General features: G+C 45.1%; 31 protein-coding genes. 25 read left to right on the top strand and 6 right to left on the bottom strand.

What is annotated here, in order from left to right:
- The first annotated feature begins 61 nt into the window (after positions 1-61).
- Both BUB52_RS06705 and BUB52_RS06700 read left to right on the top strand, forming a co-directional pair.
- Positions 62-298 (top strand): ATP-binding protein, encoded by a 237-nt coding sequence (locus BUB52_RS06705; protein WP_009121365.1) that lies wholly within the window; start codon positions 62-64, stop codon positions 296-298.
- 91 nt (positions 299-389) lie between these two features.
- Positions 390-722, top strand: a complete 333-nt coding sequence (locus BUB52_RS06700; protein WP_009121366.1) for a hypothetical protein — start codon at positions 390-392, stop codon at positions 720-722.
- Here BUB52_RS06700 and BUB52_RS06695 read toward each other — a convergent pair.
- Positions 719-1039: a hypothetical protein gene (locus BUB52_RS06695; protein WP_050792276.1), complete on the bottom strand. Its 321-nt coding sequence runs from the start codon at positions 1037-1039 to the stop codon at positions 719-721. The two genes, BUB52_RS06700 and BUB52_RS06695, sit on opposite strands and share 4 nt — an antisense overlap.
- A 2-nt stretch (positions 1040-1041) precedes the next feature.
- Positions 1042-1392, bottom strand: a complete 351-nt coding sequence (locus BUB52_RS06690) for an ArsR/SmtB family transcription factor (protein ID WP_009121368.1) — start codon at positions 1390-1392, stop codon at positions 1042-1044.
- Positions 1393-1579: 187 nt separating this feature from the next.
- Here BUB52_RS06690 and BUB52_RS06685 point away from each other — a divergent pair, with 187 nt between their 5' ends.
- The 7 genes from BUB52_RS06685 (at position 1580) to BUB52_RS06655 (ending at position 7860) form a co-directional block, all read left to right on the top strand.
- Positions 1580-1882, top strand: a complete 303-nt coding sequence (locus BUB52_RS06685) for an ArsR/SmtB family transcription factor (protein ID WP_009121369.1) — start codon at positions 1580-1582, stop codon at positions 1880-1882.
- Between the two features lie 38 nt (positions 1883-1920).
- Entirely contained in the window at positions 1921-2454 is a 534-nt protein-coding gene (locus tag BUB52_RS06680) for a hypothetical protein (RefSeq protein ID WP_009121370.1), read from the top strand.
- A 34-nt stretch (positions 2455-2488) separates the two neighbouring features.
- Complete coding sequence (locus BUB52_RS15740; protein WP_157183390.1) at positions 2489-3049, top strand: MerC domain-containing protein; 561 nt, start codon at positions 2489-2491, stop codon at positions 3047-3049.
- Positions 3050-3075: 26 nt separating this feature from the next.
- Positions 3076-3984 carry a permease gene (locus BUB52_RS06665; protein WP_009121373.1) on the top strand — a complete coding sequence of 303 codons (909 nt, stop codon included), beginning with the start codon at positions 3076-3078 and terminating at the stop codon, positions 3982-3984.
- Between the two features lie 7 nt (positions 3985-3991).
- On the top strand, positions 3992-4168 hold the full coding sequence (locus BUB52_RS15735; RefSeq protein WP_009121374.1) for a hypothetical protein: 177 nt from the start codon (positions 3992-3994) through the stop codon (positions 4166-4168).
- Between the two features lie 106 nt (positions 4169-4274).
- Entirely contained in the window at positions 4275-6596 is a 2322-nt protein-coding gene (locus tag BUB52_RS06660; RefSeq protein ID WP_009121375.1) for a hybrid sensor histidine kinase/response regulator, read from the top strand.
- Positions 6577-7860 carry a sigma-54-dependent transcriptional regulator gene (locus BUB52_RS06655; RefSeq protein WP_009121376.1) on the top strand — a complete coding sequence of 428 codons (1284 nt, stop codon included), beginning with the start codon at positions 6577-6579 and terminating at the stop codon, positions 7858-7860. The genes BUB52_RS06660 and BUB52_RS06655 overlap by 20 nt, the downstream gene beginning before the upstream one ends.
- A 3-nt stretch (positions 7861-7863) precedes the next feature.
- Here the strand turns inward: BUB52_RS06655 and BUB52_RS06650 are convergent, their stop codons facing one another.
- From BUB52_RS06650 to mobA, 4 genes are all read right to left on the bottom strand, one after another.
- The gene (locus BUB52_RS06650) at positions 7864-8277 is read right to left on the bottom strand and encodes a hypothetical protein (RefSeq protein WP_039950483.1); all 414 of its coding nucleotides are present in this window, start codon (positions 8275-8277) and stop codon (positions 7864-7866) included.
- A gap of 294 nt (positions 8278-8571) precedes the next feature.
- Positions 8572-10608 (bottom strand): conjugal transfer protein MobC, encoded by a 2037-nt coding sequence (mobC, locus tag BUB52_RS06645; RefSeq protein ID WP_009121378.1) that lies wholly within the window; start codon positions 10606-10608, stop codon positions 8572-8574.
- A gap of 62 nt (positions 10609-10670) precedes the next feature.
- The gene (mobB, locus tag BUB52_RS06640) at positions 10671-11933 is read right to left on the bottom strand and encodes a conjugal transfer protein MobB (RefSeq protein ID WP_009121379.1); all 1263 of its coding nucleotides are present in this window, start codon (positions 11931-11933) and stop codon (positions 10671-10673) included.
- Complete coding sequence (gene mobA / locus BUB52_RS06635) at positions 11918-12340, bottom strand: conjugal transfer protein MobA (RefSeq protein ID WP_032588422.1); 423 nt, start codon at positions 12338-12340, stop codon at positions 11918-11920. The genes mobB and mobA overlap by 16 nt, the downstream gene beginning before the upstream one ends.
- A 620-nt stretch (positions 12341-12960) precedes the next feature.
- Here mobA and BUB52_RS06625 point away from each other — a divergent pair.
- From BUB52_RS06625 to BUB52_RS06545, 16 genes are all read left to right on the top strand, one after another.
- Complete coding sequence (locus tag BUB52_RS06625) at positions 12961-13713, top strand: ParA family protein (protein WP_009121381.1); 753 nt, start codon at positions 12961-12963, stop codon at positions 13711-13713.
- A gap of 5 nt (positions 13714-13718) precedes the next feature.
- The gene (locus tag BUB52_RS06620) at positions 13719-14156 is read left to right on the top strand and encodes a DUF3408 domain-containing protein (protein ID WP_009121382.1); all 438 of its coding nucleotides are present in this window, start codon (positions 13719-13721) and stop codon (positions 14154-14156) included.
- A 1-nt stretch (position 14157) separates the two neighbouring features.
- Positions 14158-14817 (top strand): DUF4122 family protein, encoded by a 660-nt coding sequence (locus tag BUB52_RS06615; protein ID WP_009121383.1) that lies wholly within the window; start codon positions 14158-14160, stop codon positions 14815-14817.
- A gap of 184 nt (positions 14818-15001) precedes the next feature.
- Positions 15002-15298 carry a DUF4134 domain-containing protein gene (locus BUB52_RS06610; RefSeq protein ID WP_007843736.1) on the top strand — a complete coding sequence of 99 codons (297 nt, stop codon included), beginning with the start codon at positions 15002-15004 and terminating at the stop codon, positions 15296-15298.
- 3 nt (positions 15299-15301) lie between these two features.
- Positions 15302-15625, top strand: coding sequence for a DUF4133 domain-containing protein (locus BUB52_RS06605; protein WP_005776857.1), 324 nt, complete (start codon positions 15302-15304; stop codon positions 15623-15625).
- The gene (locus BUB52_RS06600) at positions 15622-18141 is read left to right on the top strand and encodes a TraG family conjugative transposon ATPase (RefSeq protein ID WP_009121385.1); all 2520 of its coding nucleotides are present in this window, start codon (positions 15622-15624) and stop codon (positions 18139-18141) included. Before BUB52_RS06605 ends, BUB52_RS06600 begins: the two co-directional genes overlap by 4 nt.
- Before the next feature lie 5 nt (positions 18142-18146).
- Positions 18147-18761: a hypothetical protein gene (locus BUB52_RS06595; RefSeq protein WP_009121386.1), complete on the top strand. Its 615-nt coding sequence runs from the start codon at positions 18147-18149 to the stop codon at positions 18759-18761.
- Between the two features lie 43 nt (positions 18762-18804).
- Complete coding sequence (locus BUB52_RS06590; protein ID WP_009121387.1) at positions 18805-19164, top strand: DUF3876 domain-containing protein; 360 nt, start codon at positions 18805-18807, stop codon at positions 19162-19164.
- The gene (locus BUB52_RS06585; protein WP_009121388.1) at positions 19161-19790 is read left to right on the top strand and encodes a DUF4141 domain-containing protein; all 630 of its coding nucleotides are present in this window, start codon (positions 19161-19163) and stop codon (positions 19788-19790) included. Before BUB52_RS06590 ends, BUB52_RS06585 begins: the two co-directional genes overlap by 4 nt.
- Positions 19791-19793: 3 nt before the next feature.
- Positions 19794-20807 (top strand): conjugative transposon protein TraJ, encoded by a 1014-nt coding sequence (traJ, locus tag BUB52_RS06580; protein WP_009121389.1) that lies wholly within the window; start codon positions 19794-19796, stop codon positions 20805-20807.
- A 32-nt stretch (positions 20808-20839) separates the two neighbouring features.
- Positions 20840-21463, top strand: coding sequence for a conjugative transposon protein TraK (gene traK / locus BUB52_RS06575; protein WP_004326315.1), 624 nt, complete (start codon positions 20840-20842; stop codon positions 21461-21463).
- A 225-nt stretch (positions 21464-21688) separates the two neighbouring features.
- Complete coding sequence (gene traM / locus BUB52_RS06565; protein ID WP_073212625.1) at positions 21689-23020, top strand: conjugative transposon protein TraM; 1332 nt, start codon at positions 21689-21691, stop codon at positions 23018-23020.
- Positions 23021-23066: 46 nt separating this feature from the next.
- The gene (gene traN, locus BUB52_RS06560) at positions 23067-23981 is read left to right on the top strand and encodes a conjugative transposon protein TraN (RefSeq protein ID WP_005776862.1); all 915 of its coding nucleotides are present in this window, start codon (positions 23067-23069) and stop codon (positions 23979-23981) included.
- Complete coding sequence (locus tag BUB52_RS06555) at positions 23978-24535, top strand: conjugal transfer protein TraO (protein ID WP_009121391.1); 558 nt, start codon at positions 23978-23980, stop codon at positions 24533-24535. The genes traN and BUB52_RS06555 overlap by 4 nt, the downstream gene beginning before the upstream one ends.
- Positions 24536-24541: 6 nt before the next feature.
- Positions 24542-25402, top strand: coding sequence for a toprim domain-containing protein (locus tag BUB52_RS06550; protein ID WP_009121392.1), 861 nt, complete (start codon positions 24542-24544; stop codon positions 25400-25402).
- Positions 25399-25902 (top strand): DUF3872 domain-containing protein, encoded by a 504-nt coding sequence (locus tag BUB52_RS06545; RefSeq protein WP_009121393.1) that lies wholly within the window; start codon positions 25399-25401, stop codon positions 25900-25902. The genes BUB52_RS06550 and BUB52_RS06545 overlap by 4 nt, the downstream gene beginning before the upstream one ends.
- Positions 25903-25935 lie beyond the last annotated feature (33 nt).

The raw sequence follows: 25935 nt of genomic DNA, 5'->3' as shown, positions 1-25935 counted from the left end.
TCCGGAAATATTTTCGGGACAAGACAGGGTTTTAATCGGATAAATAAAAATTGGGTTATATATGAGTAAAGAATGGTTTCCTCTTATTGACGAGGACAAATGTATCGGTTGTCTTGCCTGCTACAATAAATGCAAGCATAGTGTTTATGATGTTGAAAACGGCCGTCCGGTAGTCGTGTACCGTGAAGGGTGTATTGACGGCTGTCACGGCTGCGGGAACTTATGCCCGGAAGGTGCAATTATCTATTCGGGTGAATATAAGGAACACATCAAATGCAGTTGTGGTTGTGGTGGCTAAGACGTTACAACCGGAAAAACAAGAGACATCCGGCCGTTGGCATATATGCTGACTGTCGGATGTCACTTTAATAATATAAACACACGATGATATGAAGATTTTTATTATTTCAGACAGGGAAGATATGGCAGATATAGCTGCGGACATACTTCGGAATCTTGGAAACAATTTCGAAGTATATACTGAAAGTGACATGGATCTGACGGAAGCGGAGCAGAAATGTTGGGACTATGTTCTGTACATATCCTTCTATCGGAATAGAACAGGTGATTTGGACCGTTTAGACGGTTACAGTGTTATTTTACAGGTAAAATCATGTACTGTAACAGAAGCATGTAAAGGAGAATGCAGCGTCAATCTGTATTCAACCCTTAAACTTTTAGTTCTGAGTTTTTATGAACAATATCTGAGAACCACCTACTAAGCCCTTCTGTATTTTACATAATTCAGGAGTGCTATCAGAGCACCAAGGGCAATTATGATACCTGAATGAGTAAGATTGAAAAGAATAACAGAAGCGGGAGCACCCATGATGACAGAACCCCAGAAGATAGGACAGAAAAAACCAATAAGAGCAATATTCCTGCCAAGTTTGATGCCAGCCTTATACTCTTCAGCCTTGCATGACGAAACTTTTCTTTCTTCTTTTTTACCGGTAACGGCATTGACGCACTTCTTGCCTGCCATCGTATAGGGGCATGACATAAATATCTGACTGATAAATCTTTTAATTGAACTCATGATTATATTGTTTTATTTTCATTACGAAGATTAAGCAATGCCTTGCATTTTTCTTTTTCCGCTTCCATTTCTTTTTCAGGAATACTCTTGATAGCATCTATTATGAAAGCATAAAAGGAATCATCCTTGATATTAAGATAATAATAAACCCAGCGGCCTTCCTTTTTTTCGGATATAATATTAGCCTTTTTCAGGATATTCAGGTGTCTTGACACATTATACTGCTGTTCACACAAGACTTCCATAATTTCACTTACACAGACTTTAGAGTCAATGTTACTCAGAAGCCAGACTATCTTTAACCTTGTTGTATCGGACAAAGCCTTAAATGTATTGGTATATTGTTCATCCATATTTATATCATATATGTATATATGCGCATATTCGCATACGTTGCGCAAATGTAATGCATTCGTTAATCATATACAACAATACATGCAGATTTTTAATTTGAAAATATAAATAAAAGAATTGACTGATATTTTTGTAGAAACGAATATTTATCGTATATTTGCGATTGATTTTTAAAACGCATGAACTATGGCATACAGTAAAGCAGAACATTTTGAGGAAAAGGACATTGTAATAGCCCGTTTTGCCAAGGCTTTGAGCCATCCGGCAAGAGTTGCTATTATACGTCTTCTGTCAAAGCAGGAGGCCTGCTATTGTGGTGATCTTGTAAATGAACTGCCGATAGCTCAGGCGACCGTATCACAACATCTGAAGGAGCTGAAAGATTCCGGACTTATTGATGGAGAGATAACACCACCCAAAGTGAAATACTGCATAAACAGACAGAACTATGAATTAGCCAAAATTTATTTCAAGGAATTGTTCAAATAAAAAATTTACCTTTATACATCGTATATATACAATAAACAATGAAAAAGAAGTTCTTACTATTGTCAAGTCTTGTATTATCAACCTGTACAGTTTTGCAAGCTCAGAATTATGCTGTCGGAGGATCTGTAAAAGCCTGGCATAACCATCAGGATGGAATCACATCATTCTCTGTAGCGCCCGATATCGGATATACTTTATCAGACAAATGGTATATAGGCACAGCTTTAGGATATTCGTATTTAAAAAAAGAAGAAATCAGAACCAATTCTGTATCACTAATGCCATACGCACGATATTTCTATTATGTATCTGGAAAACTGAAGTTATTTGTGGACAGTACAGCAGGTATTTCACTAGACAAGAGTGATTCAGAGCAGATGTCTTCATCATGGCAAGCCGGGTTTAAGCCTGGTGTAATCTTTGGCTTAACGGAACGGTTCTGCCTTGCAGCCGGATTCGGATTCTTAGGGTATAGGGGTACAAACGGCGAGACCAATACATTAGGCGATAGCGGATGGGGCGTTGATATAAGCGGCAATTCATTACAAATAGGCCTTTATTATATCTTTTAATATCGTATATATACAATAAACAATAATAAAAACTATGGACAAGAAAAAAACAATTTGGTCAGGCATAACGGGTGTAGTAGCATCTGTTTTGGTTTTTTTAGGAGTAGTAAGCTGCTGTGGTATGCCAATCATAGCTGGAATATTGGCAACGGTGGGAATAGGTGCATCACAGCTGAGCTTTTTTGCAGAATACAGAGGATGGTTTATAGCCTTTGCCATCATATCTCTGATATACGGATTTTATCAGGCATATTTCAGGAAAAAGAGCTGTTGCTGTTCTGAAACTTCTTCTGCCCAGCAGAAAAAAGGCAATAGTATTATGCCCAAAGTCTTTTTATGGATTGGTACTGTAATCACAGTCCTGGCTTTATTTATGGGAACACCTGAAAGCAACGCTTCGCAAACATCCGGTTGTTGTCCGGTTGAGAATACGGGCGGCTGTGGCGAAGGGTGCACAGCCGGAGGATGTGCTTCGGGCGGATGCTCTGCACAGGGTAACGGTAATTGCTGTTCTTCAGTGTCAAAGGATAACAGCCAGTCTTCATGCTGTCCGTCACAGGCACCAGCCATTAAAGAGGGATGTTGCGGTAACTAATGATTAGTATAAAATAAATTTGCATTATGAATACATTAATTGAAACACTTCAGTATTTCGTACTGATAACCTTAGAGCTGATTGCATTGTTTATGTTTATCAGTGCATTGGTTGAAATAATTCTCATGTATGTACCGGAAGAGAAAATACGTAAAAGGCTGTCCGGTGCCGGGATGTTCGGTAATGTAATAGCAGCCGGATTCGGTGCTTTGACCCCCTTCTGTGCCTGTTCTACAATCCCTATGACAGTAGGATTCTTAAATGCTGGTGTTTCTTTCGGATCAACCATGTCATTCCTGATAGCTTCGCCATTACTTAACCCGATAATCATAGGAATGCTCGGTGCAATGGTTGGAATAAAGGCAATGGTAGCCTACTTTGTCATAGCATTCCTCTGTTCGGTTATTTTTGGTTTTGTAATGGAGAAAATGGGAATGCAGAAGTATGTCAAAAATGTACGTCTGAAACCGTCTTCCTGCTGTTCAGGAAGTGGCAATACCGTTGACAAAAGAACTCTTCCATTTAAAGGAAAGTTGAAAATAGCCTTTGCTAGTGCTTGGGACAGTCTTCGTCCAATAATGGGTTATCTATTGATCGGTGTTGCTCTCGGAGCTGGTATATACGGTTATATGCCACAGGATTTTGTAATGAATATTGCAGGTCCGGACAATCCGTTTGCCATACCGGTAGCTGCCGTATTGGGTATTCCTCTTTATATACGTGCTGAAACTGCCATACCTATCGGAGTTGCATTAATGGGTAAGGGTATGAGCATAGGAGCAGTTATCGCACTCGTTATCGGAGGTGCAGGAATGGCCATACCGGAAATGACTATGCTGGCAAGTATATTCAAGAAGAAACTTGTTGCCATGATTGTGCTGGTCATATTCCTGACAGCTGTTGTATCAGGATATTTGTTTAACATTTTATTATAAAGAACTTATGGATAAAAAAGAAGAAAAGAAAGGATTTTGGGCTTCTTTATTCGCGCCAAAATCATGTTGTTGTTGTGGACCTCAGATTGAAGAAATAAAAGAGGAAAAGAAAGAAGAAAAATCTAAAACGGAAGAAGATAAGGAAGAAAATAATGACAACTCTTGCGGATGCGGATGTTGTTAGTATTCACATCCTATGATGTAATGTATTAAAGAATCATATCATTTTATTGATATGATTCTTTATATTATTAATTTGCTATACAGACAATTAAATTCATGATATAAATATGAAAATCAATGATTCAAAATTATATGGAAGAGTTATATTGGGGTACATCATTGTTTTTTTTATTATAGCATGTATGTCTTTAATTTTTATATATCAGAAGATTAAGCTAGAGGACATAAATAATAAGCAATATCAAATAAATCTAGTTCATAGCAAAATATCTGTTTTACCTTTATATGTCAATAAATTATCATCTTTAAGCGAGTCTGTATTTACATGGAATTATAGAGACTATTTAGAATATCAAAGGAATCGTTTGTTTACAGATAGTATTTTACAAGATATAAAAATACATTGTAATGGTTTTATCCAGATTGAGCAAGTTGATTCTTTATGTAATATGTTAGAGCAAAAAGAATATTCTCTTTTGCATATCATGAGAACAATTAAGTCCAAAGAGAAGTCAGACAGTTTATTTTTTGAATCACAAATTCCTAAAAAGAGTTTAAAAACACGAACAGTAACGAGAAAGAAGAAAGGTTTAGCTGGATTTTTTGGCAAAACTGAAACGGTTCAAGAACCATATTATGTGATAGAATATTCAGAATTAAAGAAAAAAACAAATATAGATCATAAAAATTATCTGATTCAGATAGAGATGGAATCAGATAGTTTAATCATGAAAAATAAATTGATAAATAATCAATTGAGCGAACTTTTATATGTTTTAGATGATGATATTCAAAAGAATTTTATTGAATATAATAAAGAAATTATAAATGCTCAAAAAACGGCTTTTCGCTTATTCTCTATAATTATAATCATAGCTATTATTTTATTATTGCTCTCCTTTTTTATTATACGTTCGGATTTTAATAAAGAAGAAACGATTAAACGAAAATTAAAACAGGCTATTAAAGAGAATGTAGATTTACTTGAAATGCGCAAGCAAATTATTTTAACTATTTCTCATGATGTACGAGGCCCACTTGGTAATATACATAACTGTGCCGATTTGGTTTCGGAAACGCGAGAAAAGAAAAAGCGCGAAATCTATTTAGATGACATCCGTCATTCTTGCCAACACATCCTACATTTAGTTAACGACCTGATGGATGCTTACCGAATTAATGACGTCGGTAGCTTACGTAATGATGCACCTTTTCATCTAAATCGTTTTTTGCTGCGCATTTCAGATGAATTCTCCCGTAAATCGGTTTCAAAAGGTCTGATTCTATATTCGGAACATAATGGTTCAAATGTAACTGTAAATGGAGATGCGGACAAACTTGAACAAGTACTAGACAATCTGCTTACAAACGCCATCAAGTTTACATCCAAAGGAAATATCTGTTTTCATACTGAATATTTAGAAGGGAAACTGTTGATTGAAATAAGGGATACAGGTATCGGAATGGATGAAGAGACGCTTAAAAAAATATTTTCTCCCTTTGAACGTGCTGCGCAGAATGTTAATTCTGAAGGTTTCGGTTTAGGCCTTTTTCTGACTAAAGGATTAGTTAAAGTCCTTGATGGAACAATAAATGTAGAAAGTCAGCTTGGTAAGGGGAGCGTGTTCAAACTTGAATTTCTTTTACCAGAAACGGATGAGTTTGTGCACAAATGTAATTCTTATAGTGAGTCTATAACCATTTTGCCGAAAAATGTACTTGTTGTGGATGATGATCCTATATTGCTAAAAATAGCAGAAGACATGCTTGGGCGTAATGGTATAACTTGTACGACCTGTATGAATGTACGGGATGTAGTAACAGCTATTAGACAATCAGATTATGATATGATACTTACTGATGTACAAATGCCGGATACCGATGGGTTCGCTCTATTAAAACTACTCAGAAATTCAGACATAGGAAATTCAAGAACCATTCCTGTTGCAGTCATGACTGCCCGTGGTGACGGAAATTCCGGAATCTATGAAAAAGAAGGATTTGCAGGTTGCATTCATAAGCCGTTCAACATCCATGCATTACTTACTTTTTTATCAACCATTATGTCTCAAATAAAAATCTCTCAAACTGGAGATTTTGACTTTTCCAGCTTGTTGGATAGTACAGATGATTATGAACATATTATGTCTCTTGTTATCATGGAATCAAGAAAAGAAATTGAGGAACTTAAAACAGCCATAAAGACAACCAATCGTGAATCCATGAGAAAAACAATACATCGAATGATGCCTGTATGGGAGATACTAGGGAAAGAGTATATGTTGCGTGATTTTCAAGAAAGGTTGCACGATATGAATACTAGTGATGAAACTATTTGTGAGCAAGGCATTCAAATTATAGAGTGGATTGAAAAATTAATTAAAGAAACAGAGAATGAACTGAAGAAATATGAAAATACTGATAGTTGAAGACAATATGATACTCTGTGGCTTGATTGAAAAATGGCTGCAGAAGGCTGGTTATGATGTATTGACGGCTATAGATGAACCTGGCGCACGTTGTATCCTAAAAAGAAATGAAGTAAATATGGTATTGGGAGACGTACGTCTGCCGGAAGGTGACGGTATCAGCCTTCTGGAATGGATGATGCGTTCTAAGATGGAAGTTCCATTTATTGTCATGACAGATTATGCCTGTATCACGGATGCAGTCCGTGCGATCAAACTCGGCGCTAAGGATTATTTGCAAAAGCCTGTTCATCAAGAGCAATTGATAGAATTAGTGCATAGTATGCTTAAGCAGCCTGTTATTGTACGTAAAGAGCGTTCTTTTGTAGAACGTACCAGCGAAGCTGCCAGAAAAGCCGCTTCACTTGCCCGTCGAGTGGCTCCTTCGGATCTTTCTGTTATGATACTTGGTCCTAGTGGAAGCGGTAAAGAGGTGATAGCCCAGATGATTCACCGTTATAGTGACAGGCGTGACAAGCCATTCGTTGCCGTCAATTGTGGAAGTATACCTAACGATTTGCAGGCTTCTGAATTTTTTGGTGCGGTCAAAGGCGCATTTACCGGAGCTGTTGCGGATAGGAAGGGACATTTTGAAACAGCCAATGGAGGAACTTTATTTCTGGATGAAATCGGTAATATGCCGTATTCCATGCAGATTCTTCTTCTGCGTGTTCTTCAGGAGAAAGAGTTTAACCCGGTAGGAAGTGATAAGGTGAAACGTACGGATGTACGTATTATTTCTGCTACCAATGAGGATATGAAAAAAGCGGTAGAGGAAGGTCGCTTTCGCGAGGACTTGTATTATCGTCTTGCTGAATTGGAAATTTTGCAGCCACCACTTAAAGAATGTAAAGACGATATTCTCCCGCTTGCCGAGTTCTTCAGAAAAGAACATTCCGGTAGAATACGTATCAAGAATGAGGGATTTACCGAAGAAGCGAAAGCATGTATGTTGGAGTATGACTGGCCGGGTAATGTACGGGAATTAAACGCAAAAATCAAACGTGCAGTAATTGTTGCAGATAATGCATTATTGGATGTCTGTGATTTGGGACTGGAAAATGTAGATTGTAATGACAATCCGGATATTCGTATCATTCAGGAAAAGGAAAGGATACGAAATCTGCTTGATAAAAATCATGGTAATGTCAGCAAGACAGCAGCGGAACTCGGTTGCAGTCGTACAGCCCTGTACAAGAAAATGAAGAAACTTGATCTGAAGTAATCTTTATTCTTTAAGGCGGTATACCAGTCTGCATATATTGTTTCGGAATGTTTTGGACTCACGCAAAGTCCATTGTCCGAATTGAATCTTTCCGGTTATGTTTTTCCCGCTTTTGTATGATATTGGAAGCAAGTAAATGACCAGTTCATCTGCGAGTCGGAAGAGAAATACTCCACCAGCATATTCGGCACTTTTTTCGTCCTGTACTTTCATAAAGAAGGTACAGTTATTGTCTCGTCTCTCTTTTGCATCCATCAAGTCAAGCATACCGTAATGCGGATACATGTTGAATGTAGCCCGCTCTTCCCAATAATGGAAGCCGTTCCGGTCTGTTCTGAGCCATTCCATCAGTATCTCATTTTTGTCCGGCAGGAAACCGTCCAATGTGACGGGCATAATAATCTGTACTTTTGCCATACCTCTGCTATTAAAAATAAAAGCATGAAACCCATGCTTATTTCGAACAGAGGCTCTGACAAAGCCCAACACAGAAACTCGCATGGGCTCACGCTATAAGGTATAGCATAAGCCTCACGCAATAGCCTCTGTGTTTATGAATTTGTCAGATTCCTGTTCGAGACGTCTTGCGACTTATGTATATAATCGACGGAAAACATCCCGTAATCCGCCGTTATGTTCTATTTCAAGTTCAAAGATAAGGAATGTTCCCTGAAAATCAAACTGATTCAGGATTTATTTGTCATTCTGTATCTATTCAGCTTTTCTTTTCTCCTCTTCTGCACTTTCTATTCCCAGCCGTTCACATAGTTCCGGGTCGTTCTTTATACGTTCCATTTCATCGTTGATGATAGCCTGGGCATCCGCCTTTATCTGGTCATAATTTCGCTGTATCTGCTGGAGCATGATGTCATTCCCTTCACTGTCCTTGAACGTGTTGATAACCGGGATTTTTTTATAAGCCTTTTCTTCCGCACTTACTTTGGCATGGTCCACGATAATTTCCGCATGGAAAATCTTCTGGTCGATTTTCTCACCGAAATTGTCCGACACGGAACCGACAAACGTACCCTGTGATAGGTTGGAAATCTTGGATGCAGGAATCAGGTAATCCAGCTGGGTATTAATCGATGTAGAAACATCCTGACGGTTGATGGATATGGACTGACGTTTTTGTAAAATCTTACCGAAGCGTTCGGAAAGTGTCTTGGCCGTTTCGCCGACTACCTGACCACTGAATATGTTGCCGACCGTATTTTGAATCACCTTGCTCTCCTTTTCGCCATAGTCACGGTTAAGCTGGCTGAAATCCTGAAATCCCAGACAGACCGCCACCTTGTTGGAACGTGCCGTTGCTATCAGGTTGTCCAGCCCTCGGAAATAGATGGTTGGAAGCTCGTCTATAATGACCGTGCTTTTAAGCTGTCCTTTCTTGTTTATCAGTTTGACGATTCTGGAATTATACAGTCCGAGCGCAGCGGAATAGATGTTCTGTCGGTCCGGATTATTACCTACACAAAGGATTTTAGGCTCTTTCGGATTATTGATGTCCAGAGAAAAATCATTGCCTGTCATGACCCAGTACAGCTGTGGAGAAATCATTCTGGTAAGCGGAATTTTCGCAGAAGCTATCTGGCCCTGGAGCTGATCCTGTGCCCCACCTTTCCATGCATCCATGAAAGGAGAAAGGTAGTTCTCCAGTTCCGGATAGGAAGTCAGTATGGTAAACAAATCAGAGTAAGGTTTGTTCAACAGTTCCACGGCATGAGGGAAGCTGCAATAGATACCGTTTTTGTATATTTTCAAATACCAGATTATAGCTGCCAGTAGGATAATCGGAGACTCTACAAAGAAGTCACCCTGTTTTTCAATCCAGGTCTTATTCAAATTTAACATGATGGTATAGCTTGCTTCGTATGCGTCAGAGATGTCCGTCATGAACTCCGGGTTGATGGGATTGCAGCGGTGTGAACGGTGCGGATCATCGAAGTTGATGACGTAGAAATGTGGCTTTACCTTGTATTTGTCCATATTGTGCAATAAGGTATTGTAGGCAATGGTGGAAAGGTCATCAAATTTATAATCATAGATATAGACACTGAAACCTTTGGAAATCATCTGTTTAATGTAGTTGTTTACCACTGCGTATGATTTACCGGAACCCGGTGTCCCCAATACGATGGTCGCACGGAAAGGATTGACCACGTTGATCCATCCGTCGTTGAGTTTGCCGCCATACTGGAATCTGGTAGGCAGATTGACCGAATATTCATTCTCCATCAGCCTTGTCTCCTGCATGAAGGATTCGTTTTCCATATTGAACACATCCTCCATCAGGTTATGCCTGTAAAGCCTGCTGATCCACAGTCCCGCCATGAGCAGGCATAGATAACCGGCTGCAAGTGTAACCACATACAGGGCAGTAATCGCTTCGTGTGGAAAAGGCAGGTCAAGCAGCCACCAGTTCATGAAAAACAGAACCGCCCCGGCAGTAAGTACCGCCCATATACGCTGCCAGGTTATTTTCTCACCCTTGACTCCGATAGTACCCATACAGGATATGGCCAGCAGAAGAACTGCCATCAGTTTTGTCCAAAGGATACAGCCGAATATACCGGTTGTCTTGTCAAAGTTCATCAGTATCCGGTCTATGACATCCAGATTCAGATGCCAGGCACTCATACTGGGATAGCAGTACACATAAACGTGGACTACCAGAATAAAAATACTGACTGCCCTGCCGAATTCCATAATCTTGGCAAGGGCTCTCAAATCGTCTTCCTGTTGCATAATGATGTAGATGATTGTGGGGGAATCCGTTATTCCCCCTGTTGTTGACTCATTTTGATTGATCAGATACCGCGTGATTTGCGCTTCTGCGGTTTCTTTTTCCGTTTCATGCGGCGACGGAACGCTTCTTCCTCGTAATCGACTGCCAGATTTGCCTCAAAGGAGAAGATGCCTGCCGCCTGTTCAAGCGCATTGTTTTCTTCCATACGGTGACCGTACCGTTTCCAAAGTTCCTCCGGACCTGACTGTTGTCTGTCCTGCCAGGGTATTCCTTCCCACCAGTTGACAAGGCCGTTGAATACGTTGGCGGAAAACTCCTTTCCCATACGTGAACCGTTGAACACCTCGCGCCGTTCATGGTCTATGAATGTGACACCGTAGGTACGTCCGGTATCGTTCCTTCGGAATACCACATCAATGTGCTCCTGTTTCAGCAGTTCCCTGAATTCCTGTTCCGATTTTGCGTTACGCATGGCCCATACGACCTTGCCGGATATGGCAGGAGCCCATCTGCCTTCCTTGAAGTCCTGTGTATGCCGTAACATACGTTCGGACAGTCCCGTATTTCCGAAACGCTTGCCGAACCTTGCACTTTTTATCGGAGGGCTGACAACTTTCCCACTATCATCTGTAGCCGAATAGATGATGCCCGTATAGGGTGTTCCCATGTAATCGCCCCGAACCTGTCGAGCTTCAATGTTCAGTGTGGAAAGCAGTGCGTAATACTCTCCGAAAGTCTGGAAACGGTAGCTTTCCAGTACGGCCTTCAGTGTGTTTCCTATCTGATGGCGTATATCCCCCTGTGAGGCATTCACCTTTTTCAGTTCCGCTTTCGGATTCCGTCTTTCCGCATCTGCACTGTTACGCAGTCCGAATTCATGTTCCAGTTCCCGGCAGGCGGCCATGGAACGGCGGTGCTCATAGGAGTCATTGATTTTCCTTCCTTCATCGTCAATGCATACACTCACGATATGTACGTGCGTGTTGCAGGTATCGCCATGTCTGTACACGATGAACGGCTGGTCACCATAACCCATTTTCTGCATGTATTTTTCTGCCAGTTCCGCCAGCCTGTCATTGTCCAGCCTGTCTTCCGGTGCCGGACTGAGGGCGATATGCAGGACCGGCTTGTCTGTCCTCCTGTTTACCGTCAGATGGTTTTCAAATGAAAGGAGAGCCAGACGCATGTCCTCGCTCGGCAGTCCCGGGCGGTCGGAAATCATCCGGTGTCCGGACAGGATTTCCGCTGTCCCCTGAAATACCTTTTCATGATTATAGACCAGCGCTCCGTAAAGGCTTGCCCCATGACTTATCTTTGCAACCATTCCTTTTCATATTCTTTGGTTAATGCCATAATCTGCTTGTTGAGCAATATCAGTTCCAGGGTAGCCTTTTCAAGTTTGTAAAGCAAGGACATCGCCCTTTTGTCCCCGAAATTTTTCTGTACGGCCCTTACGACCTGATTGTAATTGTTGCCTATTGCCTGGAACTGTCTGTAAAATTCCCCGAGCCGGATGTAATAGTCCATGGAAACCTTATCCACCTTGATTACCTTCAGTTGTTCTGAAAAGATTGATTTCTTGATAAAGATTGTCCTGTCCCTTGCTCCGGATTCCAGAAACAGTTTCTCAAATTTGCTTTTTTCCTGCGCGTTCAGACGGAAGCTGTACTTGTAGTCCGCCGGATCAGTTTTCGGCTTTCTGCCTGTCCTTTTAGCCTGTTTTTTCTCCATGCTTTTTTGCTTTTGGGTTGTTTTGCTTTCTCCGTCAGATTTTCCGACTTTGGAGGAAAATCCCCCGACCGTTAGGGAGGGCAAGTTGGTTTTTGTATGGCAGAATAATTTCTGTCGTACAAAAACACAACTTGCTCTGTTCGTTTGAACAGAGAATCCACCTCCGGCGGATTGCTGCGCGACGTGAGCGGCGTGCTGCTGTCCGTCGGAAGATGTTCCAAGCCATTTTTTAGTTCTGACTTTGCAAAATTATGACCGTGTAAACAGTTGTGAAATAGTGGATTGTATGACATATAAAGACGTCTGATGACATCTGATGTTATGGTGCAGGCTACATATTACCTGTATGCTTGAAAGACCTTATTTTTGACGCGATTTAAGCGTGCAATATTGCAATAACATAATGACATAATAACGTAACAACATAGTATTGCAATAATATAAGGACATAATAACATGGCAACATAGTATTGCAATAACATAATGACATAATAACATAACAACATAGTATTGCAATAATATAAGGACATAATAACATGGCAACATAGTATTACAATAGCGTAATGCCATTGTAAGATTAGTGAAAGAAAAAATGAATATTAACCCCAAAAACAAAAGGTATGAACAAACGTCCGATTCTTGTCGCCTTCAGCAATCAGAAAGGCGGTGTGGGCAAGTCCACGGTAACAGCGGTTCTTGCCAGTTATTTTAATTATGTAAAAGGTCTGAAAGTTGCTGTCGTTGACTGTGACTATCCACAGTTCAGTCTGGAAAAACTAAGGGGAAGGGATTTGAAGAACCTTGAGAAAAGCGAGTATCACCAGCGACTTTTCTGCCGTCAGTTTAAAGACGGTTCCCGTAAGGCCTATCCGATCGTCACTTCCACGCCGGAGGCAGCCGCAGAGATTCCCGGCAAACTGGAAGGCGACTATGACCTGATATTTTTCGATCTTCCCGGAACGGTGAATTCCCGTGGTGTATTCGAGTCCGTCATGAACATGGATTTTATCTTTACTCCCATTGTAAAGGACCGTATGGTCATGCAGAGCAGCCTTTCCTTTGTATCGACCGTTCAGGATTTTATCGGACAGCATCCGGAAGCTCCCCTGAAGGACATACGTTTATTCTGGAACCGTATGGACAGCCGTACTTCAAAAGAACTGTATGTAATGTATAATGCAATAGTGCTCCGTATGGGGTTGAAGGTCTTTGAAACCGTACTTCCGGATCTTGAACGCTTCAACAAGGAAATGACACCTTCTTCCAGACAGCATTTCCGCTGCACCCTTCTTCCTCCTTCCGAATCACTACTGAAAGACAGCCGTCTTGAGGCTTTTGCCCAGGAGATGGAACGTATCATATTTCCGGGATAAGAACTATGGCAAAGAAAAGAGAGATATTCAAGGTGGATGAGGATGCCTTGAAGGACATGATGGCCAGTGAATCCATTTCCTGTGGTAAATCTGGAGCAAATGTCGGCGAGAATGTTCTTCCTGTCACAGAAAAGGAAAAAAATGTGCCGGAAGTAAAGACACAGGGACAGGAAAAGTCCCGCAAGACGATTCGCGCTGACCCCGGACTGGAAGAGAAGGTGGAAATGTATAAGGAACTGTTTCTGGACAGAAAGAAGTCCGTACACAGAAAGCAGACCTATATCAGCTATGACATGTATTGCAGGCTGGCTCGTATCCTTCCCCTTCTGAGTGATGACATGAGTGTGCCCGCTTTTTTAGATAATGTGCTGGCACACCATCTTGAGACTTACAGTAAAGAGCTCGGCGAGCTGTTTCGCCGTAAAACCCAAGAACCATTCTGATATGGAAGAACTAATATACCTCTGTGTACGAATTGTCTGTATAAGTTATTTGTTGTACAGCGTGTATGGCTGGAGAAAACATATTGAAATTATTTGTACTTTGCTTTATGCGAAACCTGTTTCACAAAAGGAGAGGGAAGAAGCTGCTGGAATGGAATCTGCGGTTTCAGATGCAGAAGTGATGGGAAGTACCCGTTATGTCTATCTGGACGAGAATGCCGGAAAGACTGCCGCTCCCTTCATGAGCCAGCCACTTGAAAGGAATTTTATCGGTGAAGAGGAGGACGTGCAGCAGGAAGATGTGGAATGCAACCTTCAGCTGGATAAGATGAAACTTCTGCAGGAAGTCCAGGAAGACCTTGATGCGGAGTCTCCAGAAGTGGAATCCGTATCACCTGTTCTGTCCAGCAGGGACATGGAAGTACTCGGCGAATATCTGACACATCAGGATGAAGCCGACCATGAGAAGGCCATGCAGGCAGCTCGTGTCCTGTTCTCCATCAGGCAGACCAGCCTGATTGACGTGTTCCTTTCCAATATGGAGAATTCTGCGATTGTAGAGGAACTGATAGACAGGTATCTTGATGAGGACGGCAATCCCAAACCGCTTAAAGTAAAGGATGGGAATGAACCGTCTGACAACTGGCGGAAATATATCTGACACCGATATATTCAGGCATCCCGGAAATCTTTTCGGGATGCTTTTTTTATGTCTGTAAGGCTTCCTGAATGACATCTGATGACATCTGGTGACACCTGATGACGGTGTTGTTTCACAGCGGTTTAAGCCTTATATATTTGCAGTCGAATTCAACATTTATGTCAAACCCCAAAATGATTCGACAATGAAGAGAAGAATCCTATTTTCAGTATTGTGTGTGCTGGCAGCGGCAGGTGCCTTCGCACAGGGACAGGGTCTTGCCGGCATCAATGAGGCTACCAGCCTTATGACTTCGTATTTCGATCCGGCCACCAAATTGTGTTATGCCATCGGAGCCGTACTCGGTCTGGTCGGCGGTATCAAGACGTATGGCAAGTTCAGCAGCGGTGACCCGGATACGTCCAAGACTGCGGCAAGCTGGTTCTTCGCCTGTATCTTCCTGATTGTGGCCGCCACCATTCTCCGTTCCTTCTTCCTGTAAGCCATGGATTACCGTATCAACAAAGGAGCAGGCCGTCCGATTGAGTTCAAGGGCTTGAAATCACAGTACCTGTTCTTTTTTGCCGGAGGCCTTGTGTCGGTCTTTCTTGCGGTGGTTGTCCTGTATATGGCCGGTGTCAGCCAGCTGGTATGCCTGTCTTTCGGGGCGGTATCCGGTACCCTGGCCGTATGGCTGACCTTCCGCATGAATGCCCGCTACGGTGAGCACGGGCTGATGAAGATGCTGGCCGAAAAACGCCATCCGCGCTATTTGTCAGCCCGTCGCAGAATATTCAGAGCATTAACCAAAAAGAAGAGAAAGAAATGAGAAGTGTATTGAAGGCCTGTGATCTGGAAGACAGATTCCCGATTCTGGCCGTGGAAAACAACTGCATCGTAAGCAAGGATGCGGACATTACGGTAGCCTTCGAGGTCGAGCTGCCTGAACTGTACACGGTGACGGCGGCGGAATATGAAGCCATTCACGGTACCTGGGTGAAGGCCATGAAGGTGCTTCCCAATTATTCTGTCGTGTACAAGCAGGACTGGTTCGTCAAGGAAAATTACCGGAGCGAAGGAGACGGGACGGAAAGTTTCCTGTCCCGCAGCTATGAGCGCCATTTCAACGAACGCCCGTATCTCAGGCACCGCTGCTTCCTGTATCTGACAAAGACTACACGCGAACGTGCCAGCCGCCGCAGTGATTTCAGTACCCTGTGCCGTGGCTATATCCTTCCCAAGGAAGTCACGGACTGGGATTCGGTCGTGAAATTTCTGGAGGCTGTGGAGCAGTTCGAGCGTATCATGAACGATTCGGGGCATGTCAGGATGAAGCGTCTTAGAACTGAAGAGGTGGTCGGAACGGAAGAATGTCCCGGGCTGATTGAAAGATACCTGACTCTCGGTATGGAGGACACACACCCCGTATTACAGGACATCTGCCTTGATCCGGAACGTATGCGCATCGGTGACAAACGTCTTTGCCTGCATGTGCTTTCCGATACGGAAGACCTTCCCGGCAGTGTGGGCACGGACATGCGCTATGAGCGCTTGTCCACGGACCGTAGCGACTGCCGTCTTTCGTTTGCGGCTCCGGTAGGACTTTTGCTCTCATGCAACCATGTCTATTCGCAGTACGTGTTTATCGATGACGCTCAGGAAATCCTGCAACGCATGGAAAAGACTTCACGCAACATGCTGTCCCTGTCGAAATACAGCCGCAGCAATGCCGTGAACTATGAATGGGCAGAAATGTATCTTGACGAGGCGCATACGAAAGGGCTTGTTCCGGTACGGTGCCACTGTAACGTACTGGCCTGGGCGGAAGACGAGGAAGAGCTCAGGCGTATCAAGAACGATACCGGCAGCCAGCTTGCCCTGATGGGATGCGTACCCCATTACAACACGATAGATACCCCGGTGCTGTACTGGTCTGGTATTCCCGGCAATGCGGGCGATTTTCCGGCTGAGGAAAGTTTCTATACCTTTCTGGAACAGGCTGTCTGCCTGTTTGCTTCGGAAACGAATTACCGCAGTTCGCCCAGCCCGTTCGGTATCCGTATGACGGACAGGCAGAGCGGCGTACCGCTTCATCTGGACATCAGTGACCTGCCCATGCGCAAAGGGATCATCACCAACCGCAACAAGTTCATACTCGGTCCCTCCGGCAGCGGTAAATCCTTCTTTACGAACCACCTTGTCCGCCAGTATTATGAACAGGGTACCCATATCCTGCTGGTGGATACCGGAAACAGCTATCAGGGACTTTGCAGCCTGATTCATGACCGGACACATGGCGAGGACGGTATCTATATCACCTATGAGGAGGACAATCCCATCGCCTTCAATCCGTTCTATACGGATTCTGGGGAATTTGACGTGGAAAAGCGTGAAAGCATCAAGACACTGATACTCACACTCTGGAAACGTGAGGATGAAGCCCCAAGGCGTTCGGAAGAAGTGGCCCTTTCTGGAGCGGTGAACGCATACATCCGCAGGATAACGGAAAACAGGGATGTCAGACCCGATTTCAACGGATTCTACGAGTTTGTGCGTGATGACTACCGCCGGATGATTGAGGAGAAGAAAGTCCGTGAGAAGGATTTTGACATCGACGGTTTCCTGAACGTGCTGGAACCGTTCTACCGTGGCGGTGATTATGATTTCCTGCTTAATTCGGACAAGGAACTGGATCTTACCAACAAGCGCTTTATCGTATTTGAGCTGGACAATATCAGCGGAAACAAGGTGCTTCTGCCCGTGGTCACGCTGATAATCATGGAAACCTTCATCGCCAAGATGCGCCGTTTGAAAGGCATCCGCAAGATGATACTCATTGAGGAATGCTGGAAAGCCCTGATGTCCGCCAATATGAGTGAGTACATAAAGTATCTCTTTAAGACCGTCAGAAAATATTTCGGGGAGGCTGTGGTGGTCACCCAGGAAGTGGATGACATCATCAGTTCCCCTGTCGTAAAGGAAGCTATCATCAACAACAGTGACTGCAAGATTCTCCTTGACCAGCGGAAATACATGAACAAGTTCGACCATATCCAGCGGCTTCTCGGACTGACCGACAAGGAACGCGGACAGATCCTGTCCATTAACCAGGCCAACCATCCCGGACGTTTCTACCGTGAGGTCTGGATCGGTCTTGGCGGTACCCACTCGGCCGTGTATGCCACGGAAGTCAGCGATGAGGAATATGCCGTATATACCACGGAAGAGTCGGAAAAGCTGGAATTGCAGAAGCTGGCCAAGGAACTGGGCGGAAATCTGGAACTGGCCGTGAAACGCATTGCGGAAATGAGAAGGGAAAGGAAAAGGTCAAACGGTAAAGCATAACGGTTATGAATGACAGTTTTGAATCGGATGAAAGAAAGCGTAAGGAGACAATCGAATGTCTCTACTGGTCCCTGATGAACGGATGGGACATACCGAAGGATATCCGTGAACATTACGGATTCTCAGAAGACTATGAGCTGTATCACCGGCTTGAAAGTATGGAACCGGAAGATTACAGGGAAAGAAGGCTCAGAGGCGAGATACCTGATGCCGTAGAGGTCGATGTAAGACTGACACATACTGTGGAGAAGGTTTTCGAGCGGCTTTGTTCCCCTCCTCCCGTACAGTATCTCGACAAACTGTACGGGGAACTGGAAAAGCTGGGAGGTTTCATAGCCAACCCGAAGAATATTGACAGCCCTTTCATTAATTCCGGTTTTCTCATGAAATACGGCATTGACCGGAATTCCCCGGATGAAATCAGACGGCAACAGGCAGAAAAGGCCTATAAGGAACTTTATGCCAGGTTTGAAACCATGGTTGGTCTGAAGCCCCCAAACAAAAAGGACGACAATGCTATCCGCAAGGAATGCCGGAAGCCTGTCTGCAAAGACAGGCTGGCCGGAAGAGTCAGCATCCCGGTCAGTCCGAAGCCAAAGAGACGCAAGATGGGACTTTGAGAGATTCAGTAAAACAAGAACAACATCATTAAAAAAACAAGACATGAAAAACAGACAGTTGTACAGACTGGCCGCCTGCCTGATCGGGGCGGCATCACTGCTGCTGCAGAGCTGCAGTGAGAGCAGGTTCAAGGACTGTGACCGCCTGTGCGGTTCATGGAGCAGTGTGGAAGGCAAGCCCGATGTTCTTATATATAAGGAAGAGGACGCCTACAAGGTGACGGTCTTCGCCCGTAGCGGAAAGACACGGAAGCTGAAGCCGGAAACCTATCTGCTGGTGGAAGAAAACGGTAACCTGTTCATTAATACCGGCTACCGCATAGACATCGCCTACAATGAGGCGGCTGACGTATTGACCTTTTCTCCGAACGGTGACTATGTAAGGAAGGAGGTACGTCCATGAGAAAAAGACTGCTGCTGCTTTGTGCAGGAACCTTTTTTCTTGCCGGACAGATACGGGCACAGTGGGTGGTGACCGATCCGGGAAACCTTGCCCAGAGTATCATCAACATGTCGGACAATATCGTGCATACCTCTTCAACTGCGACAAGTACCGCCCAGAATTTTGCGGAGACGGTGAAGATATACCAGCAGTACAAGAAATACTATGATGCCCTGAAGTCCGTCAACAATCTGGTGAAGGATGCCCGTAAGGTCAGTGAGATTATCCTGATGGTCGGTGACGTGTCGGAAATCTACGTGACCAATTTCCAAAAGATGCTGGGTGACGAGAACTTTTCTCCCGAAGAGCTGGATGCCATCGCTTTCGGTTATACCAAACTTCTGGAAGAGAGCAACGGGGTGTTGCAGGACCTCAAGCAGGTAATCAACGTCAGCACCCTTTCCATGACCGACAAGGACCGTATGGACGTGGTGGATGACTGTTATGCCAGTATGCGCCGTTACCGCAATCTCGTGAATTACTATACGAACAGGAATATAGCCGTGAGTTTTCTGCGTGCCCGCAAGAAGAATGACCTTGACCGTGTCCTGAAGCTCTATGGCAATGACACCTCCAAATACTGGTAGCCTATGGTATTGTTATCCGTGGATTTCTCGAATCTCCATACCATTTTGGAGAGCCTTTACAATGAAATGATGCCACTTTGTGAGGATATGCTGGATGTGGCCAAGGGACTTGCCGGACTCGGTGCCCTGTTCTATGTGGCCGTCCGTGTCTGGCAGTCGCTTGCCCGTGCCGAACCGATAGACGTGTATCCGCTTCTGCGTCCGTTTGCGATAGGCATCTGCATCATGCTTTTCCCGACCCTGGTACTCGGAACGATGAATACGGTGCTGAGTCCGATTGTGCAGGGAACCCACAGGATGCTTGAGGGGCAGACGATGGACATGCAGCAGTACCGTGAGCAGAAGGACAGGCTGGAACATGAAGCCATGCTCCGTAATCCGGAAACGGCCTATCTGGTCAGCGACGAGGAGTTTGACCGTCAGCTGGACGAGCTTGGATGGTCGCCCGATGCCATGGCAACCCGCATGGGCATGTATATGGAAGTGGGCATGTACAATCTGGAAAAGAATATCCGTGATGCCTTCCGCAGTCTGCTGGAACTGCTTTTTTCCGCGGCATCCCTGCTGATAGATACGGTAAGGACCTTTTTTCTGGTGGTATTGTCCATCCTCGGTCCCATTGCCTTTGCCTTCAGCGTGTGGGACGGTTTCCAGTCCACGCTCAGCCAGTGGTTCACACGTTACATTTCCGTCTATCTGTGGCTTCCCGTGAGTGACCTTTTCAGCTGTATGCTGGCCAAGATTCAGGTACTTATGCTGCAGAACGACATCCTGGAGCTCCAGAACAATCCGAACTATTCGCTGGACAACTCCAATTCGGTATATGTGATCTTCATGCTGATAGGTATCATCGGATATTTTACCGTGCCGACCGTGGCCGGATGGATTGTGCAGGCAGGCGGTGCCGGAAACTACAACCGCAACATCAACCGTACCGCGACCAAGGCCGGAGGATTTGCAGCCGGTGCCGCAGGTTCCGGACTGGGAAATATCGGAGGGCGTCTGCGTGGAAAATAAACAGAACAGGAACATAAAAATCATGAAAACAGATGGAATTCAAATCACTGACCAATATTGAAAGCAGTTTCAGACGGATACGCCTGATGCTTGCGGTCTTTGTCGGATGCTGCACGCTTGTGACCGTCTTTGCCCTGTGGAACTCATACCGCTTTGCGGAGAAACAGCGTGAGAAAATTTATGTACTCGATGGCGGCAAGTCACTGATGCTTGCCCTTTCGCAGGATCTTTCACAGAACCGTCCGGCTGAAGCCAGGGAGCATGTAAGAAGGTTCCATGAGCTCTTTTTCGGGCTGTCGCCACAGAAGGATGCCATTGAGCACAATATCAACCGTGCCTTGCAGCTGGCGGACAAAAGCGCCTATCATTACTATGTGGATTTTGCTGAGAAAGGATATTATAACCGTCTCATTTCCGGTAATATCAATCAGGTGGTACGGGTGGACAGCGTGGTCTGCGACTTTTCCGGATACCCCTACAGGGCCAGGACGTATGCCCGCCAGATGATTATCCGTGAGAGTAATGTGACGGAACGTTCGCTGGTGACTGACTGCCAGCTTCAGAATACGTCCCGTTCCGATGACAACCCCAACGGCTTTATCATCGAACATCTGACCATACTGGAAAACAAGGACATAAGGAGCGTAGAGCGATGAAAAGGAACCTGACGAGACAGGCGGACCTTCAACTCAGGAGGTTCTGCCACAGACTTACCGTTAAACAGCGCAAGGCCGTTCTCTGGATACTGTTTGTCCCGTTTGCCGCCGCATGTGTCTATACGGCATGCAGACCGTTTATAGGCAGTAAGAACCAGGAGTCCGGAATGGAATTTATGGAAAAGGATTCACTCCGTATGGAGTTCATTCAATCTATTGTAAGAAATGGAGAAAGAAAAAGTCAAGAAAGTAATGGAACGGCTGATGAAACCGTTCAGGCTCCGGTCCTCAAAGGACAGGAAGCCGCTGAGTGAGGAACAGAAACGCAAACGCGCCGGATTTGTTGTGTATCCTCTGATGTTCCTGCTGTGTCTGGGAAGTTTCTATCTGATATTCTCACCTTCCGGGCAGGAACGGGAGCGGCAGGATAAAGGACAGGGATTCAATACGGAAATCCCTTCTCCCGAGGACAGGCGCCTGGAAGGGAACAAGAAGGATGCCTATGAAAAGGCTCTGATGGAACAGGAAAGCAGGAAAAGGAAGACATTCTTTGAAGCTGCGGAGTCCATGTTTGCCAAAGAGGAACGGAAAGACAGTGTCCGTCTTCCCGATAACATTCCACCGGAGAGGCAAACAAACACGGAAACGGAAACAGAAAAAGGAAATGCCGGACCGGTTAGTTCCTCGGCCGGAGCCTACCGTGAGATGAACCGTACGCTGGGAAGCATCTATGAACCGCGGACCGATCCGGAAAAGGAAAGGCTTCTGGAAAGGATTGAGGAACTGGAGCGTATGCAGCAACAGCAGCAGAAACAGGAACCACTGTCAGGCATGGAGGAAAAGATGGCCCTGATGGAAAAATCCTACGAACTGGCCGCCAAATACAATAACCGTCAGGCAGTGGAGACTCCTTCTCCCGTCAGAAAAGCGGAGGACAAAAAAGCCATACCGGTGAAACAGGTTCACAATGAGGTGGTATCCTCGCTTTCCAGACCTATGAGCGACGAAGAGTTCATATCCGCCTTTTCGGGAGAACGCAATGCCGGTTTCAATACGGCTGTCGGCCGGAAGACAGTAACGGAAGGCAATACCATTGCTGCCTGTGTACACGGTACGCAGACCGTATCCGACGGACAGGTCTTGCGCCTGCGGCTTACCGAGCCCATGTCTGTTGCCGGACGTTTCATACCGAAAGGGACCGTACTGGTAGGTGGCACACGCATACAGGGTGAACGGCTGGAAATCATGGTCAATGCCGTGGAATACAAGGGAACTATCCTGCCTGTGGAGCTGGAAGTCTATGATCTGGACGGACAGCAGGGAATCCTGGTGCCGGGTTCACTGGAATATGACGCTGCCAGGGAGATTGCCGCCAACATGGGAACCTCGATGAACAGCAGCATCAACATTTCCACCGATGCCGGGGCGCAGATTGCCTCCGATCTGGGAAAAGGTGTAATACAGGGCGTTTCCCAGTACATATCCAAACGGATGCGTACGGTAAAGATTACTTTGAAGGCCGGACACCGGGTACTGCTCCATTCACCGGAGAAATGAAATACAGGAAACTATGAAAGAAAAGACAACCATTAAACAAAAGCACATGAAGAAGATTCTGATGATGTTTGCCCTTTTACTGGGCGTATCGGCTGCCTGGGCGCAGCAGAGTAGCGGTGATTATTATGAGGGGCTGACCCGCAAGATCGGTTTCAGCCAGATGATTCCGCCGCACGGACTGGAAATAACGTATGACAAGACTGTCCATGTCATTTTCCCTGCTCCGGTCAAGTATGTGGATCTTGGTTCTACAAACCTGATAGCCGGCAAGGCCGACGGTGCCGAGAATGTAATCCGAGTAAAGGCCACGACACGCAATTTCAGGGAGGAGACCAATATGTCTGTAATAACCGAAGACGGGAACTTCTATACCTTCAACGTGAAGTATGCCGATGAGCCGTTACTGCTGAATGTGGAGATGTGTGATTTCATCCATGACGGAGAATCGGTGAACCGTCCCAACAATGCCATGGAAATCTATCTGACCGAGCTGGATAACGAGTCACCCCGTCTGGTACGTCTTATCATGAAATCCGTGTATGAGAATGACAAACGCCGTATCCGTCATATCGGCTGCAAGCGTTTCGGTATCCAGTATCTGCTCAAAGGGCTGTACACCCATAATGACCTGCTTTATTTCCATACCCAGGTAAAGAACTCCTCGAATGTGCCCTTTGACGTGGATTTCATTACGTTCAAGGTGGTGGACAAAAAGGTGATGAAGCGTACGGCCATGCAGGAGCAGGTGATTTATCCGCTGCGTGCCTATAATTATGTGACACGTGTAAACGGCAGGGATTCGGAATGTACGGTATTCGCCCTTCCCAAGTTTACGATACCGGACGACAAGAAACTGGTTGTGGAGATGTATGAGAAACAGGGCGGCCGTCACCAGAGTTTTGAGGTGGTCAACGAAGACCTGGTGCGTGCGGAAACCATCAATGAACTGAAGGTGCGATGAGAACGAAAGTATTGTATATGCTGGCATTGATGCTTGTCCTTTCCGTAGGGCAGGCAGACGCCCAGCGGATTCTGCCAAGGATGCAGGGCGTGGAAATGCGTGGAGGTATGGCTTCCGATAACGGATACTATATGGGAATGATTCTTTCAAACTATGCCAAAGGCGGGAACAAATGGGTATATGGAGCGGAATACCTGCATAGGAAACACGGTTACCGTCATGTGACCATCCCTTCGGCGCAGTTTACGGCAGAAGGCGGATATTACCTGAATTTCCTTTCCGATGCGGGAAAAGTGTTCTTCCTCAATCTTGGAGGATCGGCACTGGCCGGATATGAGACGGTAAACTGGTCCGATAAAAAACTCTATGACGGGGCCACCCTGAAAAACGGCGATGCCTTTGTGTACGGCTGTGCCCTGACGCTGGAGATGGAACTGTACCTTGCCGATCGTGTGGCATTGACGGCTTCCTTGCGTGAGCGTTTCCTGTGGGACGGAAGTCTCGGACATTGCCATACCCAATATGGAATCGGCATTCGTTTTATGATAAATTAGCGGGTTATGGAACTGGAACAGGTTAGACGGATTTCTCTTGTCGGTTTTCTTGAAGATCTGGGGCATATGCCTGTATCCCGTAAAGGAAATGATGTCTGGTTCAGATCCCCTTTCAGAAATGAGAGAACCGCATCCTTCAAGGTGGATACGCAGCGGAATGTCTGGTTTGATTTTGGCCTCGGAAAGGGAGGTGACATCTTCCATCTTGCCGGAGAACTGACCGGAAGCACCGGTTTCATGGAACAGCTAGAGTTCCTTTCAGGGAAATCCGGCATCCTTCCCCTCCGGCCTTTACAGGAACGTAAGAAGATACCCCGCGTTTCCGGATTCGAGGACGTGAAAGTGACGGAACTGAGTCATGAGGCATTGAAAAGCTACCTGAAAGAGAGAGGCATTGATCCGGCCATAGCCGGGAGGTTCTGCAAGGAAGTGGCATATGGAATACGGGGCAAACGATATTTTGCCATAGGCTTCATGAACCGGAGCGGCGGTTATGAACTCCGTAACCCGATGTTCAAGGGATGCATCTCTCCCAAAGACATTTCCTGTGTGTCCCTGTCCGGAAAAAAACAGGATATGTGCTGCGTGTTTGAAGGATTTGTAGATTTCCTTTCGGCATTGGTATTGCGGACTGTGAAGGATGAGGACTGCCTGGTGCTGAACTCTGTATCCAATCTGGAACGGTCGTATGCCGTTCTGGAGGGTTACGGTAAAATCCGGTGCTTTCTTGACCGTGACCGAGCCGGGATTACCGCACTGGAGACTTTGAACATACATTTCGGGAATAAGGTTACGGACTGTTCCGGTCTGTATGATGGATTTAAGGACTTGAATGAATATCTGACAAAAACAAAGGAAAACAAATGAAGACAGAAAAGAATATGAGAAAAGGATTTGGGCTGGCAGGCAAGATTGCCATGTTATGCATAGGTCTGGTCAGTCTTGTACTGACCTCGTGCGAATCCGAGCTGGAAATCCAGCAGAGTTATCCGTTTACCGTGGAAACAATGCCGGTTCCCAAGGAATTGAATAAGAATGAGACGGCGGAAATACGGTGTGAACTCAAAAGTGAGGGCGATTTTGACGGTACGGTCTATACAATCCGTTATTTCCAGTATGACGGGGAAGGTTCCCTGAAACTGGACAACGGTCTTGAATTCAAGCCGAATGACCGTTATCTGCTGGAGAACCGGAAGTTCAGGTTGTATTATACTTCACTATGTGACGAGGCACAGAACTTCATTGTCGTTGTCGAGGACAACTGGGGAAACATGACGGAAATGGAATTTGACTTCAACGATGCAGGTGATGAAGAAACAGGTACTGTGGAAGATTCATTGTCAGTTCAGGAAGGAGGTGCCTTATAATAACCGTAAGACTTCTAAGGTCAGTACTGCCAT

This window comes from Bacteroides clarus YIT 12056 (genome assembly GCF_900129655.1).
GTDB classification, from domain to species: Bacteria; Bacteroidota; Bacteroidia; order Bacteroidales; family Bacteroidaceae; genus Bacteroides; species Bacteroides clarus.
Note: the sequence above shows the minus strand (reverse complement) of the source record. Positions and strands in the feature narration are given on the sequence as shown.